The organism is Paraflavitalea pollutisoli (genome assembly GCF_029360705.1).
GTDB classification, from domain to species: domain Bacteria; phylum Bacteroidota; class Bacteroidia; order Chitinophagales; family Chitinophagaceae; genus Paraflavitalea; species Paraflavitalea pollutisoli.
On the sequence record NZ_JARKMX010000001.1, the window covers coordinates 121,761 to 138,281 of the forward strand.

Sequence of the window (16,521 nt, forward strand, 5' to 3'; positions counted from 1 at the left end):
GATGCAGTTGTTTGCAATCAAATACAGGCCTTGCGCAACACAAATTGATTACCTTACTGCAAAACCATGATATGCGCACGCCGTTGCTTTACGCCTTTCTTCTATTGACAACCCTGCAAACGTTTGCACAAAGTATTTTATCGGGAGGACTACTGAAACCGGAACAAGCCAATATGGATGTTCGGCATTATACAGTGTCGTTGTCTGTTGATCCAGCTCAACAAGCTATTGACGGATTTACCCAGATAGAGGTTGTATTGGCTCAACCTTCAACGACTTTATTGTTTGACTTGTTAAATACTTTTAAAGTGAGCGGGGTATGGGTGAATAATAAAGCAAAACCTTTCACGCATGAAAAGGACCTCATTCATATCAATCTGCCTGCTGCGATCAGCGGTAAGGCCCTAGTTAAGATCCAATACGCAGGAAAGCCCCGTGTGGCTGTTCGTCCGCCGTGGGATGGGGGATTTCAATGGGCGAAGGATTCAACCGGTAATGACTGGATTGCTATCAGTTGTCAGATGGAAGGAGCCAAGATATTTTTCCCCTGCAAAGATCATCCGTCCGATGAGCCCAATGAAGGAGCCGATCTCATTATAACGGTACCCAAAGGACTGGTGGTGGCGGGCCCTGGTTTATTGCAAAAGACCACCTATAAAAAAGCCAGCTCGACCTATCATTGGAAGACGAATTATACCATCAACAATTACAGCATTCTTTTCAACATCGGCAAATACAAGATCGTTAGTAAGCCCTATACGACCGTTAGCGGTAACCAGGTGCCCATTGTATTTTATGTGCTGGAAGAACATGTTCAAAAGGCAGCTCATCATTTGGAGATCTTTGAGCGTACCATCAGAACGCAGGAAAAATACTTTGGTGAATATCCATGGATAAAAGAAAAGATTGGGATCTGCGAAACGCCTCACCTGGGTATGGAGCACCAGACTTTAAATGCCTATGGTAATAAGTTCAGATATGCGCAATTGGGCGGACTGGATTTCGACGGCCTCATGCACCATGAATTTGGCCATGAATGGTGGGGCAATAAAGTAACGGGTAAAGACTGGGGCGATATGTGGGTGCAGGAAGGAATATGTACGTATGGAGATGCCTTGATCGTACGAGAGCTGGAGGGCGAGCAGTCACACCTGAAACACATGCAACGGGTCGCACGGGGAGTGGCCAATAAAAAGCCTGTGGTGCTTGGTACGAATATCGATTCAGACGAAGCCTATCATGGAGATATTTATGGCAAAGGGGCATTCTTTATGCACACGTTGCGGTTTATCCTGGGCGATGATCTCTTTTTTCCAACCTTAAAGAAACTGGCCACTTCGCCTCAATATACTTACGACAACCTGGTAACCACGGATGATGTGGAACAACTTTTCAGCCGGGAATCTGGTACCAATCTGAAACCTTTGTTTGATTTCTATTTGAGAACGATCAATAAACTGGAGGTAGGGGTTGTCCGTACCGGTGACACGACCTACCTGGTTAAATTACTGAACTATGATGGAGCCTTACCCCTGGAAGTCACCACCAGCCGGGGGGTAGAACGAAAAAACATCGATAAGAAAGGGGTTGAGATTGGGTCGGGAACATCGTTACTGATCGACGACCGGGGCTTTTACCTCAAGCGTGTTATCTATGAATAAGAGTAAACCCCAAGGGCTTGAAAGCGTGAAACTACCACAAAGTGGTATTGCTGTATTTAGAGATTTGTAGTCTTTTTGCACATGGTTTTCAGCCATCGCCTTTTCCTGAATTAGTTCTAAAACATTACCTACGGTAGTTTCCTACTGTAGTCTCCCCGCTACGAGCATTATCAGTGGCGGGGTTTTTATTTTCGGAGAGCGGCGGATGTTTTGACACCCATTCTTTTTAGATCAGTTTTTCCGGCCTCATCTCCACGGCGCTTCGCCAGCAACAAACACGTGTTGCTAGTCATTGGCCGCAAACAGCCCGATTTCATTGGCATAGACTCACCCAATCAGGCTATTCGTTCCACGCATTATGTATCCGTCGCAATGGGCTTGATCACCCCAAGTAGCCAATACATCGTTAAACCCGCGGGAAATTCAGGGTCGCCCCTAGTGCAATTATTTGGGAATTATGGATTTAGTGGTATTTCCTCCTTCCGTGCATATGTGCTTGCCATTGCCTGTACATCCTCGTCGCACCACACTCCACTGTTCTACACCTGACACTCTGTAAAAGGGAAAAGTGCCAGTTTTAGGCCGGTAGAGTGTCATGTGCAGAGGATATTCGGGCAATGTTATGGCCAATTTGCTACTCCGTGGACTACCAGATTGCGCATTATTGGGGCGCGCTACGGAACAACATTGAATCCGGAGGATGATCGTCATCGGTTGGGCCTCCCTCGCAGGAACGATCATCCTGGGAGCGGCGCCAGGGCTACGCCCCTCTTGAGCCAACAATCGTTGGGCACTACCGTCACGTTGCGATCCCAATGCTGCAGCGACCTTTTTGGTCGGGCAGCAGGGTTGCACCACTCCAGGAGCAAATACTATTCGGGGGCTATCAAGGGTATGCCCCATTCGACGACAGAGATTATCCGAGGCAGGCTACCAGGATTATGTCCCATCCTGCGACCGAGATCTTTTGGGGACGGGGCTGCAGTCTTTGGCCTCCTCCCGGTGCTACGATGTTCCTGGAGTGGCAGCGTGGCGATGCTCCTTCTGGGCCCCAGCATCCCGGACGGGCAGGCTGGCAGGCTCCTCTCAGGTACAAAGGTCATTAGGCAAGCCACCAGGTTTATCGTCCGCTCGGAGCGCCGATGTTCAGGTCTACACTCCGTGTGGGCCCCAGCATCCCGGACGGGCAGGCTGGCAGGCTCCTCTCAGGTACAAAGGTCATTAGGCAAGCTACCAGGTTTACTCCCCTTCTGCAACACCTACATCCGGAGACGGAATTCCAGGGGGTGACCCTATTCCTGGCTCAACAATGTTCCGGGAGCGAAGGCGGGGCTTCGCTCCTTCTGGGCCCCCGCATCCCAACGAGCCGCGGGGTCCCTTTCGGTCTTCTCCATAAGTTGGATTGATTTTCTCAACCGATCTAATTCATTGAATTCCCGGGCGCCCAAAATAATTAGCCAATAAATGCTAATAAAATTAGTGTTGATAAGATAATTTCCCCTACATTTGACATTCGGTAATTTTGAATACAACAAAAACAAACCCATTATGTCTGCAAATAACGAAAAGCTCAAGGCGCTAAAACTGACGATCGATAAGATTGAAAAGGACTTTGGAAAAGGAAGTGTGATGATGATGAACGAAAAGTCGACCGAGCCTACGGAAGTAGTATCGAGCGGTTCTATCGGACTGGATTCTGCGCTGGGCGTCGGCGGTTTTCCCAAAGGCCGTATTGTAGAAATCTATGGACCTGAATCTTCTGGTAAAACTACGATCGCAATCCACGCTATCGCAGAAGCCCAGAAAAAGGGTGGTATGTGTGCCATTATCGATGCGGAGCACGCTTTCGACAGCGGTTATGCTCAAAAGCTTGGGGTTGATGTAGACAATCTGCTGATTTCCCAGCCTGATTATGGCGAACAAGCCCTCGAAATTGCCGACCGTCTTATCCTCTCCGGAGCCCTCGACGTTGTGGTGATCGACTCAGTAGCTGCACTGGTACCAAAAGGAGAGCTGGAAGGAGAAATGGGTGACAGCAAAATGGGCCTGCAGGCAAGACTGATGTCACAGGCGCTGCGTAAACTCACCGCTACTATTAATAAGACCAATACCATCTGTATATTCATCAACCAGCTGCGTGAAAAGATCGGTGTCATGTTCGGTAATCCTGAAACAACCACTGGTGGTAACGCCCTGAAGTTCTATGCAACGATCCGTCTGGACATCCGCCGGATGGCACAGATCAAGGATGGTGATGAAGCAATTGGTAACCGTGTGAAGGTAAAAGTGGTAAAGAATAAAGTAGCTCCTCCCTTCCGCGCCGCAGAGTTTGATATTGTGTTCGGAGAAGGTATCTCCAAAACCGGTGAGATCCTGGACATGGGTGTGGAATTGAGTGTTGTACAAAAAAGCGGTAGCTGGTTTAGCTACAATGGAGACAAACTGGGTCAGGGACGTGATGCGGTTAAGAAACTGCTCATGGACAATCCCGAGCTTTCTAACGAGATCGAAGTAAAGATCCGAGAAAAGATCAAAGAAATGCAAAATGCGCCTTCAGCATAAAGAATGTTATAGTAAGTGAATACTAAGGGGTTAGTAAATGAGAGGTCCTGATTCTTCAGGACCTCTTCTTTTTGTCCTGGCCCCAGAAAACCATGGGGCAGGTGATCGTAAACACAAAAGAATTATCCGTTACTGGATGATCAACCTGAGGCGGTCATACAACCGGAAGCTACCATTTAGCAGCAGTTCACAATAGATACCAATACGGCTGGACCCAATTCATCGCCCTGGAAGTAGTGGTGGAGCTACCTCATTTTCATCGGCAACCGGCTCCACTAGCTTGTAATTGTCTGATTACTGGCCTAAAAGACCAACAAATGATATCGACGAAGCCTAAAAAGAATAGGATATTGGGAAAGAAAAAGGCACCACAGGCCTCAAAAATCTCATCTAACATAGCCAAGAGTTATCCCATAATAACCCGGTAGCTGAGCCAACCGGCGAAAGAAGCCTTATCAACGAAAGCTATAAAGATGGGTACTGGGGGAAAGGCGAATACAGCACAGCCCTCAAAACTTGATCTGACACAGCCGATTGACTAGCCTCAAATAAGCTGATTGCTGGTCCAAATGCAGATAGAATCCTTTTAACGAAAGCTAAAATAGACTACTGTGAGAAGCTGAACACACGGCGGTCTCCAAAACTCGTCTGACACAGCTGATCGACTAGCCTGTAGTTGCCTTATAACAGAAGCAACTGGCGCAAGAAACGATTCAACGGAAGCAAAAAAATAGAATACTAAGCAGAAGGGATTACAGCGGGATACCCAAAACCTCGTCTACAAAAGTAGCAAATTGACTATTGCTTATCTGCATGCAGCATAGCCTAACCAGCTTTGGAATGTATTTATAGCGCAAAACCGAAAAGGGGAAGGAGAGAGCGTCAACTATAGGATGTAGAACTTGAAGAAATAAAAAAGGGGTCTGAATAGACATTCAACCCCGCTTTAAAATCCAATATCCTATGAAAAACCGAGGTAAAAATAAGGGTGATTTTTGACATGCGCAATACCATTTTGTGGTTATAGTAAAAATACTCAGTCAAACGTAGTTTACGGGTCTCCAAAGTGGGTCATTATCCAGTTATTTCCCGACACTTTCAGCATTTTCGTTATACTTGGCAACCTAAATCGGTACCGCCCACAATCCAGCGCATTGGTGCGCCGGCCGCCCAAATCAGGCTAAAAGGGCCTTACCGGGGCAAAACGTGCCACTTGCGATGGGTATTTCCAGGAAAACAGGGGCGTGTGCGAGAAAGGAATTGATTCTTGATGAAGAAGAACAGTAGACGATACCTTTCGAAGTTTACCTGCAAACTCCTCATACGAATCAATCCATGGGCCACAAACCCATAGTACAAATGAGTAATAAGTCCTGGACCAAAGCAGCAAAATGTACCAGACAGAAAATGGGGAAATAGGTTATTGACGGACTTACAAGCCACAAAGTGAAAAATAGCCTATTCCCTGCCTAATAGATGACAGGCGAGTGAAATCCTTCACCGTACATTCAGTACTTGGCTAGGGGTACGGCCACCGATACGCCTACAATGCGAGCAACGGCAGGATGATTGGAAAGAGACCGTACCACGGATAACACTAAAGCATCCCACAAAAAATAGTTACCCACTTAAAGAAAATGGTCATTAGGTAGGTGCACTCCCGCGAACACCTCAGGCCCCAACAGGCTATGATGGCCTTTATTTGCTAACGGATCTTAATTTTTTAATAGTCGCTCCTGACTGATCAGCCCGGTGGTGAGGTTATTTATGCGTAAAACATACAGTCCTTTTTCAAGCGAGGAGACATTCACAGTTTGCAGCCCCTGCAGCTTGTTTTGCGTCACGCGGACCTTTCCGTTTCCATCTACAATCTGAACATCGAGCATAAATTCTGAGCGAATGATCAGAACATTGTCGACCGGATTGGGATAAAAGCGGAAAGAAATATCACCGGCAATGACGGCAGGAATGGTCCGGGAGAACTGGATTGCCCCCTGCTTGCCTGCAAATCTTACCCGATAGACGTTACGCCCCTTTGCCGGCGCATCATCGACCCATTCATACCAAAGACCGGTGGCGGTTTGCTTGATAACCGCTACTGTCTCGAAGTCCCGGTTATTGCTGCTACGCTCTACGGCAATGAAATCGGCCGAGGACGTATTGATCATACGCCAGTTCAATATTACTTTGGAATTGTCTCGGATAGCCGCACTAAGGTCTGTTAAAAAAATGGCAGAGTCTGGAACGCTGACTTCAAATTCCGCCGAGGCAGATCCGGCCGAAGTATCCTGTGCAACACAAAATTGTGCCCACAGGCTTACCAGTATTGTCAGCAAACCTTTGTACATAGAATTTAACGGGAATGTAAATGGGAAATAGTTATTAACAATTTCTGTGCCCGAATGTGGAAAACGTGATATCTTGCTGAAAATTATCCGCCTTACGTTAAAGTTTCTTCAAAATCCAACTACCTTTTCAACCCAAAACCAATAATTCAATCGACATGGTGACAACACGGAGAATAGAGGCCCGTAAACGTATTGCTTTAGTAGCGCACGATAACAAAAAGAAAGACCTGATAGATTGGGCAGAATTCAACAAAGTTGTTTTAGCCAAACATGAGCTCCTGGCAACCGGTACTACGGGCAAGCTCCTCGAAGAACAATTGGATCGCCCTGTAAAAAAACTGCTGAGTGGCCCCCTGGGAGGCGACCAACAGATAGGTGCGCTCATCGCCCAGGGAGAAATCGATATCCTGATCTTCTTCTGGGATCCAATGGAAGCCCAACCCCACGACAGTGATGTAAAAGCCCTCCTCCGCGTAGCCATCGCCTGGAACTGTGTAGTAGCCAACGATCGGGCCACGGCCGATTTTGTACTCACATCCCCGCTGATGCATTCCAGCTATACCATCAACCTTCCCGACTATACCGGCTATCTAAAACGGCCAATTGAGGGTGAAACCAAATAATACACATAAACTTAAATTCAATCTCCGGAGATTCATCAGCAGCCGTAACTCACTAACCGTCAATTAATTAAACAACATCTCCGGAGGTTTTTGGCTGAGCCCCCTTTCCGCATGGCTTACTCCCTAAACCGTGATGGACGTTGGGTTTGAAAGAAGCGCCTCCCCGGCTCTTCCCGGAAACAATGTCCATAAACAGCCTAAGTCCCTCATAACCGCTGCATGTTAAAACCTTGGTGACGAAAACCATCCAACCATCTACACCGCCACATAGCAGTTCAGGCTCTTGCAGGAATCCGCGGCGCCGAATTGATCTTCCAGCTTAACCCAACCACGGACTAATGTTTACAATAAAGCGACCTGAAGTCGTACCCTACAACCCGTGGGTATCGCCAGACAACCAGCCATTGGCAGTCCATCCATTGCTTGCCAAAAGCAACGGCCCGGCAACAATACATTCCCCATAATACCGCCAACTTCCTCGTATGATTTTTGTTATTAAAAGACTGATTTCTTGTCAACACACAGCTAAATCTTAACTTACCCGCCGCTGTGCGTCTGACGAGCGCCAGCAACCATAATATCATTATGCCTTTCAAACTACATGCGCCTTTTCCGCCGGCAGGAGATCAGCCGGAAGCTATCCGTCAACTGACGGAGGGAATTCTAAATGGTGAACAGCATCAAACCTTACTGGGGGTGACCGGTAGCGGTAAGACCTTTACGATGGCCAACGTCATCCAGCAGGTTCAACGACCTACGCTGGTGCTAACCCACAACAAAACCCTGGTAGCGCAGCTTTACGGAGAGTTCAAGCAGTTCTTTCCTGAGAACGCGGTTGGCTATTTCGTGAGCTACTACGACTATTATCAACCAGAGGCCTACCTCCCAGTAAGTGACACCTATATAGAAAAAGACCTTAGCATCAATGAAGAGCTTGATAAGCTTAGATTACACGCCACCACGGAGCTCCTCAGTGGCCGCCGCGACATTATCGTGGTAGCCAGTGTGAGCTGCATCTATGGTATCGGTAACCCGGCTGAGTTTGAGAACGGGATCATCCGCATCCACCAGGGACAGATTATTTCCCGCCAGGGGTTTCTTCATGGCCTGGTCAACGCTCTCTATACCAGGAGCCAACTGGATTTCACGCGTGGCTCGTTTCGGGTGAAAGGAGACACGGTTGATATCAACCTTCCCTATATGGATTGGGGCTATCGCGTTACCTTCTTTGGCGACGAGATCGAGAGCATTGAGACCCTCGAGATCACAACAGGAAAGCGAATCGGCACCGTAGACAACGCGGCCATATTCCCGGCTAACCTCTATTTGGCCCCCAAAGACATGATCCAGGAGATACTGGCAGAAATACAGGATGAGAGTAATGCCCAGGTGGAATACTTCAAAAGGCAAGGAAAATATATTGAAGCACAAAGGTTGAGTGAGCGTGTCAATTATGATGTGGAAATGATCCGCGAGTTGGGCTATTGTAATGGCGTTGAAAACTATTCCCGCTTTTTCGATCGCCGGTACCCCGGCACACGTCCGTTCTGCCTCCTCGACTATTTCCCAAAGGATTTCCTGACTGTTATCGATGAAAGTCACCAGACCATTCCGCAGATCAGTGGTATGTACGGAGGCGACCGCAGCCGCAAGTTGATCCTGGTAGATTATGGATTCCGCCTCCCTTCGGCACTGGACAACCGTCCGCTCAACTTCCACGAATTTGAGCAGATAATCGATCAGGCAGTGTATGTGTCTGCAACGCCTGGTGAATATGAACTGGAAAAAAGCGAGGGTGTTGTTGTGGAGCAGGTGGTAAGGCCCACGGGCTTGCTCGACCCTCCCATCGAGATCAGGCCCAGTGTGAACCAGATCGATGACCTGCTGGACGAGATCGATAAACGTGTCAATATGGGTGATCGCGTGCTGGTTACCACCCTCACCAAACGAATGGCGGAGGAAATGGACAAATACCTGGCGCGGATCAATATCAAATCAAAGTATATACACAGCGAAGTCGATACCCTTGAAAGAGTAGAGATCCTTCGCCAATTGCGCCTTGGCGAGTTCGATGTGCTGGTAGGCGTGAATCTCCTCCGGGAGGGCCTTGACCTGCCCGAAGTATCGCTGGTGGCCATATTGGATGCCGACAAAGAAGGTTTCTTACGTAACGAAAAATCCCTGACCCAAACTGCCGGCCGAGCAGCCCGTAACGTCAATGGGCTGGTCATCTTTTACGCCGACACGATGACCGAGAGTATGCAGCGGACTATCGATGAAACCACCCGACGCCGTGAAAAGCAGGTAGCCTATAATGTCGAACACAATATCACTCCCAGGACCGTAACGAAATCGAAGGAACAGGTATTTGCCCAGACTTCCGTGTTGGATATAAAGGGATACGATACCAATAGTCCTTATGCCATACAGCCCGACGAGGGCCTCGTAACGCATATTGCCGCTGAAAGTGCAGCAGAATACCAGACCATCCCACAGATGGAGAAAGCCATCGCCAAGACGAAAAAGGACATGGAAAAAGCGGCACGTGACCTGGACTTTATGGAGGCAGCTAAACTTCGCGACTCCATGTTTGAGATGCAGAAAAAGCTGGAGAATATGAAAGCCACCAAATAGTTTCAACCTAATTCAAAGAGGCTGTCTCCCGTGAGCAGCCTCTTTTTTTGGCATTAGGGACACTTGCTACAGCATCTGTGGCTGTTAGCCCATTTATATGTCGCAAAACACCCGTAGAAAACAGACAAACTCCCTGCCCAGATATACCCATTGTTGTTAACTTAGCAGCATGAGTCAAAAAGTATTTCTTCTCGACGCCTACGCACTGGTATTTCGCGCCTATTACGCGCTGATCCGCAATCCACGTATCACTTCAAAAGGAAAGAATACGAATGCGCAGTTCGGTTTTACCAACACGTTGCTCGACCTGCTCAATAATCAAAAACCTTCCCATATGGCCGTGGCCTTCGATACCCATGCGCCGACGGAACGCCATACTGAGTTTGCTGACTATAAAGCAAACCGCCAGGAAGCCCCCGAAGACCTCACGGCCTCTATTCCCGATATCAAAAAGATCATACGCGGCTTTAATATTCCCATTGTGGAACTGGACGGCTACGAAGCGGATGATGTGATCGGCACCCTTAGCAAACAAGCGGCCAAAGAGGGTTTTGAAGTATACATGGTAACGCCCGATAAGGACTATGGTCAATTGGTGGAAACCAATATCAAGATCTACAAACCCGGTTACCAGGGAGGCGACGCGGAGATCCTGGGTGCAGAAGAGGTCTGCGCAAAATGGAATATCAAAGAAGTTCACCAGGTTATCGACATTCTCGGACTGATGGGTGACGCTGTGGACAATATCCCAGGTATTGCCGGTGTAGGTGAAAAAACGGCTGCCAAGCTGTTGAATGAATACGGTACGCTCGAGAACGTGCTGAATAATGCCGACAACATAAAAGGAGCGCTGGGCGAAAAGGTACGTAATGGAAAAAATGCAGCCATCCTTTCCAAAAAGCTTGCAACGATCATTACCGACGTCCCCGTTTCTTTTCACGCCGAGGACTTCCGTATCAAGGAATTGAATAAAGAACTGTTGCGTGAAGTATTCACCGATCTGGAATTTAAAACAGTAGCTAAGCGCATATTAAATGAAGACATTGCTATTGTTGCGGGCAAAGCAACCGCACCGGAAGGCGTGCAAACAGATCTTTTCGGCAATGTCGTGGAAGCGAAAAAAACAGCTCCAAAAGCAGAAGTAGCCAATGACGAAGATCGGGTAGAAAGCGGAGAAGCGATTGTAGCGGGCAAGACCATACACAATACCCCGCACAAATACATCGCGATACAGGGCGAAGCAGCCATCCAGACCCTGGTTAAAGAACTGCTGGAGCAAAAGGAAGTTTGCTTTGATACGGAAACGACCAACCTGGATGCCAACGATGCCGAAATGGTTGGCATGAGTTTCTCCTATACGACCGGCGAAGCATATTATGTACCGGTACTGGCTGGTGACGAAGCTGGAACCAAGGCCATTCTGCAAAACTTCGCACCCTTGTTTGATAAGAAAGACATTGTATGGGTTGGCCAAAACCTTAAGTACGATATGCTCGTGTTGAAATGGTATGGCTATGAACTGAAAGGGGAAACCTTCGATACCATGCTTGCCCATTATGTCATCGAGCCGGATGGTAAACGCAGCATGGATATCATGAGTGCACAGTATCTGGGATACGAACCCGTTCATATCGATGAACTGATCGGAAAGAAAGGTAAGAACCAGGGCAATATGCGTGACGTGCCCCTCGATAAGATAACCGACTATGCCGCCGAAGATGCCGACATCACACTACAGCTGAAGCAGATCTTTGCCCCCCAACTTAAAAGCAAAGAGGTAGAGAAGGTATTCGCCGAGGTAGAGAATCCGCTGGTCAAGGTGCTGACAGATATGGAGTTTGAAGGCGTCCGGATCGATGTGGATTTTCTGAAGGATTATTCACTGCAACTCGACAAGGAAGCCCGCCAGGCGGAAGAGAACGTGTACCAACAGGCCGGACTTAAATTCAATCTGGCGTCGCCCAAGCAATTGGGGGAAGTGTTGTTTGAAAAGCTAAAGCTGGACCCTAAAGCAAAGAAAACCAAAACAGGTCAGTATGCTACCGGTGAGGATGTTTTGCTGAAGCTGGCCGGGGAGAACAAAATCGTGGAAGACATCCTTGCCTTCCGCGAGCTGACCAAGCTGAAATCGACCTATGTAGATGCCTTGCCGGAAATGATCAACCGTAAAACCGGAAGGGTCCATACCTCCTACGCCCAGGCAGTGGCAGTTACCGGCCGTTTATCCAGCAATAATCCCAACCTGCAAAACATTCCTGTACGTACGGAAAGGGGTAAGGAGATCCGCAAGGCCTTTATTCCGCGAGACAGTAACCACGTATTGCTTTCCGCCGACTATTCGCAGATCGAGTTGCGGATCGTGGCCGCCATATCCGGCGACCCCGCCATGTGTGATGCGTTCAAAAACGCCCGGGATATCCACACAGCCACAGCGGCCAAGGTATATGGTGTAGACGAGAAGGATGTGACCAAGGAAATGCGCTATAAAGCCAAGAGCGTAAATTTCGGGATTATCTATGGCCAAGGAGCTTTTGGACTTGCCGATAATCTTGGCATCAGCAGAACCGAAGCGAAAGAGATCATCGATAATTACAAGAAGCAATTTGCCAATATCCAGAAGTACATGGATGACACGATCAATTTTGCCCGGGAGACAGGATACGTTCAAACACTGATGGGACGTAAACGTTGGCTGCGTGACATCAACTCCTCCAACTTTACGGTAAGAGGATTTGCTGAGCGAAACGCCATCAATTCGCCTATCCAGGGTACTGCTGCCGATATGATCAAACTGGCTATGACGAAGATCCACCACACCTTCAAGGAGCATAAGTTCAAGTCGAAGATGATCCTCCAGGTGCATGATGAATTGATCTTCGACGCTACCCGTGAGGAAGCAGAGATCATCAAACCGATTATCGTGGAGTGTATGCGATCTGCCTTGCCCCTACCCAATGAGGTGCCCGTAGAGGCCGAAATTGGTAGTGGGGAGAACTGGTTAGTGGCGCATTGATCGCTTGTGCACATGGCTATTAGTGGGGTTTGCAGCAGGCAAGCCCTCTCAGGCCCACTTCATAAACAAACGCAATTATTATATAAGGAGCTTCTGGCTCCTTTTTCTTTTGGAGCAAATGGGTTGATTATTACTGAAGTCCGTTGGTGGCTTTATATTGTTCCAGCGCTTTCTGTATCTTTTTATGATAGATCAACTGATCGTCGAGACTTGAATTGAGTAACTGAAGATCAAAATTGCGCGGATTTCGTGCACGGACAAGGAACAGATTTTCCTCGGCTAACACTTCTTCGCGTGCATCCTCCAGCTCCACGATCTTTTTACGAAAGGTTGCCTGATTCATAAAAGGTTGATCGAGGAGGTTGTATTGCTCCGCAAACTGCCGGATCTCGGGAATCAAGTGGCGGTTTAAGGCCGCTACTTTCTCAAACTTGGCAATCAGCTCCTTACGTTGCCTGGCGGGCTTTAGCAGAAATACTGGTCTGTAAAAGGCAAAATATCCTACCACCACTGCGACCAACAAAATTATCGATACCGGTTCCATGTTAAGCAATCGTAATTAATAAATACCAATAACAATTTAAAAGATACGATTATTTATCATGCGAAAGCTATGCCACAGTTAAGAATACCCGTTTTCCACATTTCCTATCCATCAACCCAACGCTTCGTGTAGACACGCCTTTGAAGCACATACCCGTAACCGGCCCCAACGTTGGGGGCCATGGCAGTGCAACAGCGTGCAGTACCGGGCGCATTATCTTGCTTATTGACTGGCAGCCAGACAGGATAATCTCACCATTGCGTCGATACTCTCTGACATCCGGATCTTCGAGCAGTTCTACATTTTTAGCCCATTGGCCGTAACGCGCACCCTCAATGCAGCAAGACAAGCCTCCATCTAACGCCTTCCGTAGGTGCGAGGAAGATATATCAATAGTCGATTTACAGGCGAGGGCTTGCTACCGTGAAACTGCCGGCACAGTAAATGTTGAAAAGGCGATGGCGGAACCATTACCAATAAAAAACGGCTGCCGGATTTTTACATCGGCAGCCGTTGTATGCACGGTAAATATGGTCCATTAACTTGCTGATAAAACACGGTTGTACCGATCAACCTATCTTCAGGTTGACGGCCTCCAGCTTTTCATGAAGCAGGAGTAAAACCTGGCTTTTTGCTTCTTCGGCCTTGAAAACATCGGCGCACCAGAAATAGGCCTTCAGGTCGAAACCATCGTCGTTCACTTTGGTGAACAGCACCTGGGGTTCGCGGTAATCCGATACATATTTCGACTCCTGGATGGCCTTTTTTACTGCGGTGGACACCACTTCCATATCACGACTGCCACTTACTGAAAGCTCCATATCCAGCCTCATCTGTGTATTGGTGTGTGTCCAGTTGACGATCTGTTGCGACAGTATATCGCCATTGGGAATGATCACTTCGGCGCCATCGGCCGTCAGCAAAGTACTGGAGCGCAAGCCTATCTCCCGAACGCGGCCCGTCTTATCTCCTACTTCTACCGAGTCACCGATCTGTAGCGGACGATCGAAAATGAGGATGATACCCGATACAAAGTTATTCACGATATTCTGCAAGCCCAGACCGATACCTACACCCAAGGCACCTAACACGATGGTAATCTTATCTACCGGCACCCCTGAAGCTGCCACTGCCAGGAAGTATCCCAGGCAAAGAAGTACCAAGCGCGCAATCAGCAGGCGGGACCGCTGGCTCTTGTCGTGTACTTCATCGTCATTGCCGGTATCTCCAAAGAAATACCCTACGTATCGTTGCAGTAGATGGGCGATCCAGATGATCAGGAAAAATAGCAATACCCCTCCTACGGTAAAGGTGGCATTGCCGATAGCCCTGGAACTGGTCAGGAATTCAGAGAGCCCCGTCAGCACAGTGGTATACACATTGAGGTTGGTGGTAAAAACGATCATCCACAACACGACTACCAGGAAAAGCAGGGGTTTACGGAAACCGTTGAGGACAGGCTGAAAATCCATGCGTGTCTGAATGCCGCGCTTAATACGGCCGGTTACGATCTGCAGGATAATCGCTTCCATGAATATTTTGCTGAACACCGCGAGGCCCACCGCTTGGGTGAAGGAGAAGATCGCTGCGTTGCCCAGGATCTGTGCCAGCGAAAAGCGGCCAAAAAGGTTACAGAGGATCGACAGTACGTTCATCACATTGTGCAGGATTATTATGAACCGCAGGAAACCCCGCAGGCTCAAATGGTCTTTCATCCGGGAAAGGAAGCGCATACCAAATACCACCGATAGCACATTCAGGAGTATGAGCCAAGCCCGTTGCCAGAATCCCGGATCTACGATATGGTGTGTAAAAGAGAAACAGATGTACAACAAGGCGATGCCTACCCAGGCCCAAAAAAGATTACGTGGCCATTTTTTCCAGCAGATGATCGTGAGAATAACGAGCAGCAGGAACTGCATGGATTCGATATAGGCTGCCGGGGCGTGCAGATCGAACAAGGGTGCAATGGAAAACATGATCACAAAGCTGGAAACGATGTATCCACTGGGCAGGTATTCGAAATCGAGGTCGTGGATAGCCGGAAGTGCCTTGTACTTCTTTAGTGTGCGGATATTGCGGTAGATCCAGAAAAAGAACAACAGGCCTATCAGCAGAAGAAACAGCCTTTTGTTGCCGCTGTCTTCGAAGTAATACCGCAGGGCTTTTCTTTCTCCTTCGTAAGCTTTGCCAAATGAAGAGCGGGCACTGGCACTGAGGTCATGTTCATCTTTTTCCCACAGGTAATTGTATTCCTTGCCAAAGATCCGGGAGGCTGAGGTGTTTAATAGTGTATTTACCTTCTCGAGCAATTGTGCCGTGGTAATTGCATTGGAAGAGTTGCGTGTCTGCAACAGGTTGATCTCAGCGATGCTCTCCCGCAGGTGTCGGGTGCTCTTGCGCCAGTTCTCCCGCATATCCTTCAATTGTGTACTAAACTCCTGTCTCAATACCGAATCCCGCATCAACTGACGGAGAACTGTGTCGGTAATGAGCGTCCGCATGGAGCCCCGAAGGCTTTCGAGCCTTTTTTCCGTACTGTCGAGCAATTCGCGATGGTCTTTGAGCTCGCGCTGCATATTCAGCAGCAAGCTCCGAAAGACCTGCAGGTTGCGCAGGTTGAGCGCACGGCTATTGTTGACGATATTGTCTTTGAGTACTGTGAGCACGGTATCGGCATTGGCAAGCTGGTCTTTCACCTGCCCGACAGCCAGCCCCAGTTCACTCTTGTTGTCGATATTATCCAGCACCACGTAGGTTTTCTCGATCTGCAGCTGGTAATCGCTTGAGGTTAGTTTGGCCGAATCGGCAAATAAGGCTCCCATACCACCACGCCGTGGCCTGCTGGTATCTGAGGGGTTGCGGGTGGAGTCGGCGTGGCCGGATGGTTTTTCCTGTCTGAATCTGGCTGAATCTTGTGCATGGGTGGTCAGGGTGAGTACTAAAAGGATAACACCTGCCACCAGGTGGCGAAAGCGGTTTTTCATCTGTTGATTTTTTGCTGACGCTAATCTATAAAAAGATGGGAGGATGTGGGGATTTTTTACGGGGAACACTTTAAAGCATTTAACATATTTGTCAGCTTCTTGAACGGCGACGAACCAATTGGAAAGGATGGTGCAGATTTTCGAAATCT

The 16,521-nt window shown here is 48.3% G+C and carries 8 protein-coding genes; 5 read left to right on the plus strand and 3 right to left on the minus strand.

From position 1 onward, the window contains the following. Positions 1–71 precede the first annotated feature (71 nt). Positions 72–1,661 carry a M1 family metallopeptidase gene (locus P2W70_RS00525; RefSeq protein ID WP_276479457.1) on the plus strand — a complete coding sequence of 530 codons (1,590 nt, stop codon included), beginning with the start codon at positions 72–74 and terminating at the stop codon, positions 1,659–1,661. 1,548 nt (positions 1,662–3,209) lie between these two features. Beyond that, positions 3,210–4,223, plus strand: coding sequence for a recombinase RecA (gene recA, locus P2W70_RS00530; RefSeq protein ID WP_276479458.1), 1,014 nt, complete (start codon positions 3,210–3,212; stop codon positions 4,221–4,223). Positions 4,224–5,938: 1,715 nt separating this feature from the next. On the opposite strand, the gene P2W70_RS00535 is transcribed toward recA, so the two are convergent. Next, positions 5,939–6,391, minus strand: a complete 453-nt coding sequence (locus tag P2W70_RS00535) for a T9SS type A sorting domain-containing protein (protein WP_276479459.1) — start codon at positions 6,389–6,391, stop codon at positions 5,939–5,941. A 335-nt stretch (positions 6,392–6,726) separates the two neighbouring features. Here P2W70_RS00535 and P2W70_RS00540 point away from each other — a divergent pair, with 335 nt between their 5' ends. The 3 genes from P2W70_RS00540 to polA all read left to right on the plus strand — a co-directional run bounded on the left by P2W70_RS00540 (position 6,727) and on the right by polA (position 12,841). Beyond that, entirely contained in the window at positions 6,727–7,194 is a 468-nt protein-coding gene (locus tag P2W70_RS00540; protein WP_276479460.1) for a methylglyoxal synthase, read from the plus strand. A gap of 585 nt (positions 7,195–7,779) precedes the next feature. After that, complete coding sequence (uvrB, locus tag P2W70_RS00545) at positions 7,780–9,828, plus strand: excinuclease ABC subunit UvrB (RefSeq protein ID WP_276479461.1); 2,049 nt, start codon at positions 7,780–7,782, stop codon at positions 9,826–9,828. Between the two features lie 169 nt (positions 9,829–9,997). Then, a complete protein-coding gene (gene polA / locus P2W70_RS00550; protein WP_276479462.1) occupies positions 9,998–12,841 on the plus strand; it encodes a DNA polymerase I in 2,844 nt (947 codons plus the stop codon). Between the two features lie 130 nt (positions 12,842–12,971). Here polA and P2W70_RS00555 read toward each other — a convergent pair whose 3' ends face one another. Further along, positions 12,972–13,385, minus strand: coding sequence for a hypothetical protein (locus tag P2W70_RS00555; RefSeq protein WP_276479463.1), 414 nt, complete (start codon positions 13,383–13,385; stop codon positions 12,972–12,974). Positions 13,386–13,954: 569 nt separating this feature from the next. Further along, entirely contained in the window at positions 13,955–16,372 is a 2,418-nt protein-coding gene (locus P2W70_RS00560; protein WP_276479464.1) for a mechanosensitive ion channel family protein, read from the minus strand. Positions 16,373–16,521 lie beyond the last annotated feature (149 nt).

Excerpts from the sequence above, each read along its gene's own strand:
- P2W70_RS00525 (WP_276479457.1), top strand. The coding sequence starts at position 72 with ATGCGCACGCCGTTGCTTTACGCCTTTCTTCTATTGACAACCCTGCAA.
- polA (WP_276479462.1), top strand. The coding sequence starts at position 9,998 with ATGAGTCAAAAAGTATTTCTTCTCGACGCCTACGCACTGGTATTTCGC.
- P2W70_RS00535 (WP_276479459.1), bottom strand. The coding sequence starts at position 6,391 with ATGATCAATACGTCCTCGGCCGATTTCATTGCCGTAGAGCGTAGCAGC.
- P2W70_RS00540 (WP_276479460.1), top strand. The coding sequence starts at position 6,727 with ATGGTGACAACACGGAGAATAGAGGCCCGTAAACGTATTGCTTTAGTA.
- recA (WP_276479458.1), top strand. The coding sequence starts at position 3,210 with ATGTCTGCAAATAACGAAAAGCTCAAGGCGCTAAAACTGACGATCGAT.
- uvrB (WP_276479461.1), top strand. The coding sequence starts at position 7,780 with ATGCCTTTCAAACTACATGCGCCTTTTCCGCCGGCAGGAGATCAGCCG.
- P2W70_RS00555 (WP_276479463.1), bottom strand. The coding sequence starts at position 13,385 with ATGGAACCGGTATCGATAATTTTGTTGGTCGCAGTGGTGGTAGGATAT.
- P2W70_RS00560 (WP_276479464.1), bottom strand. The coding sequence starts at position 16,372 with ATGAAAAACCGCTTTCGCCACCTGGTGGCAGGTGTTATCCTTTTAGTA.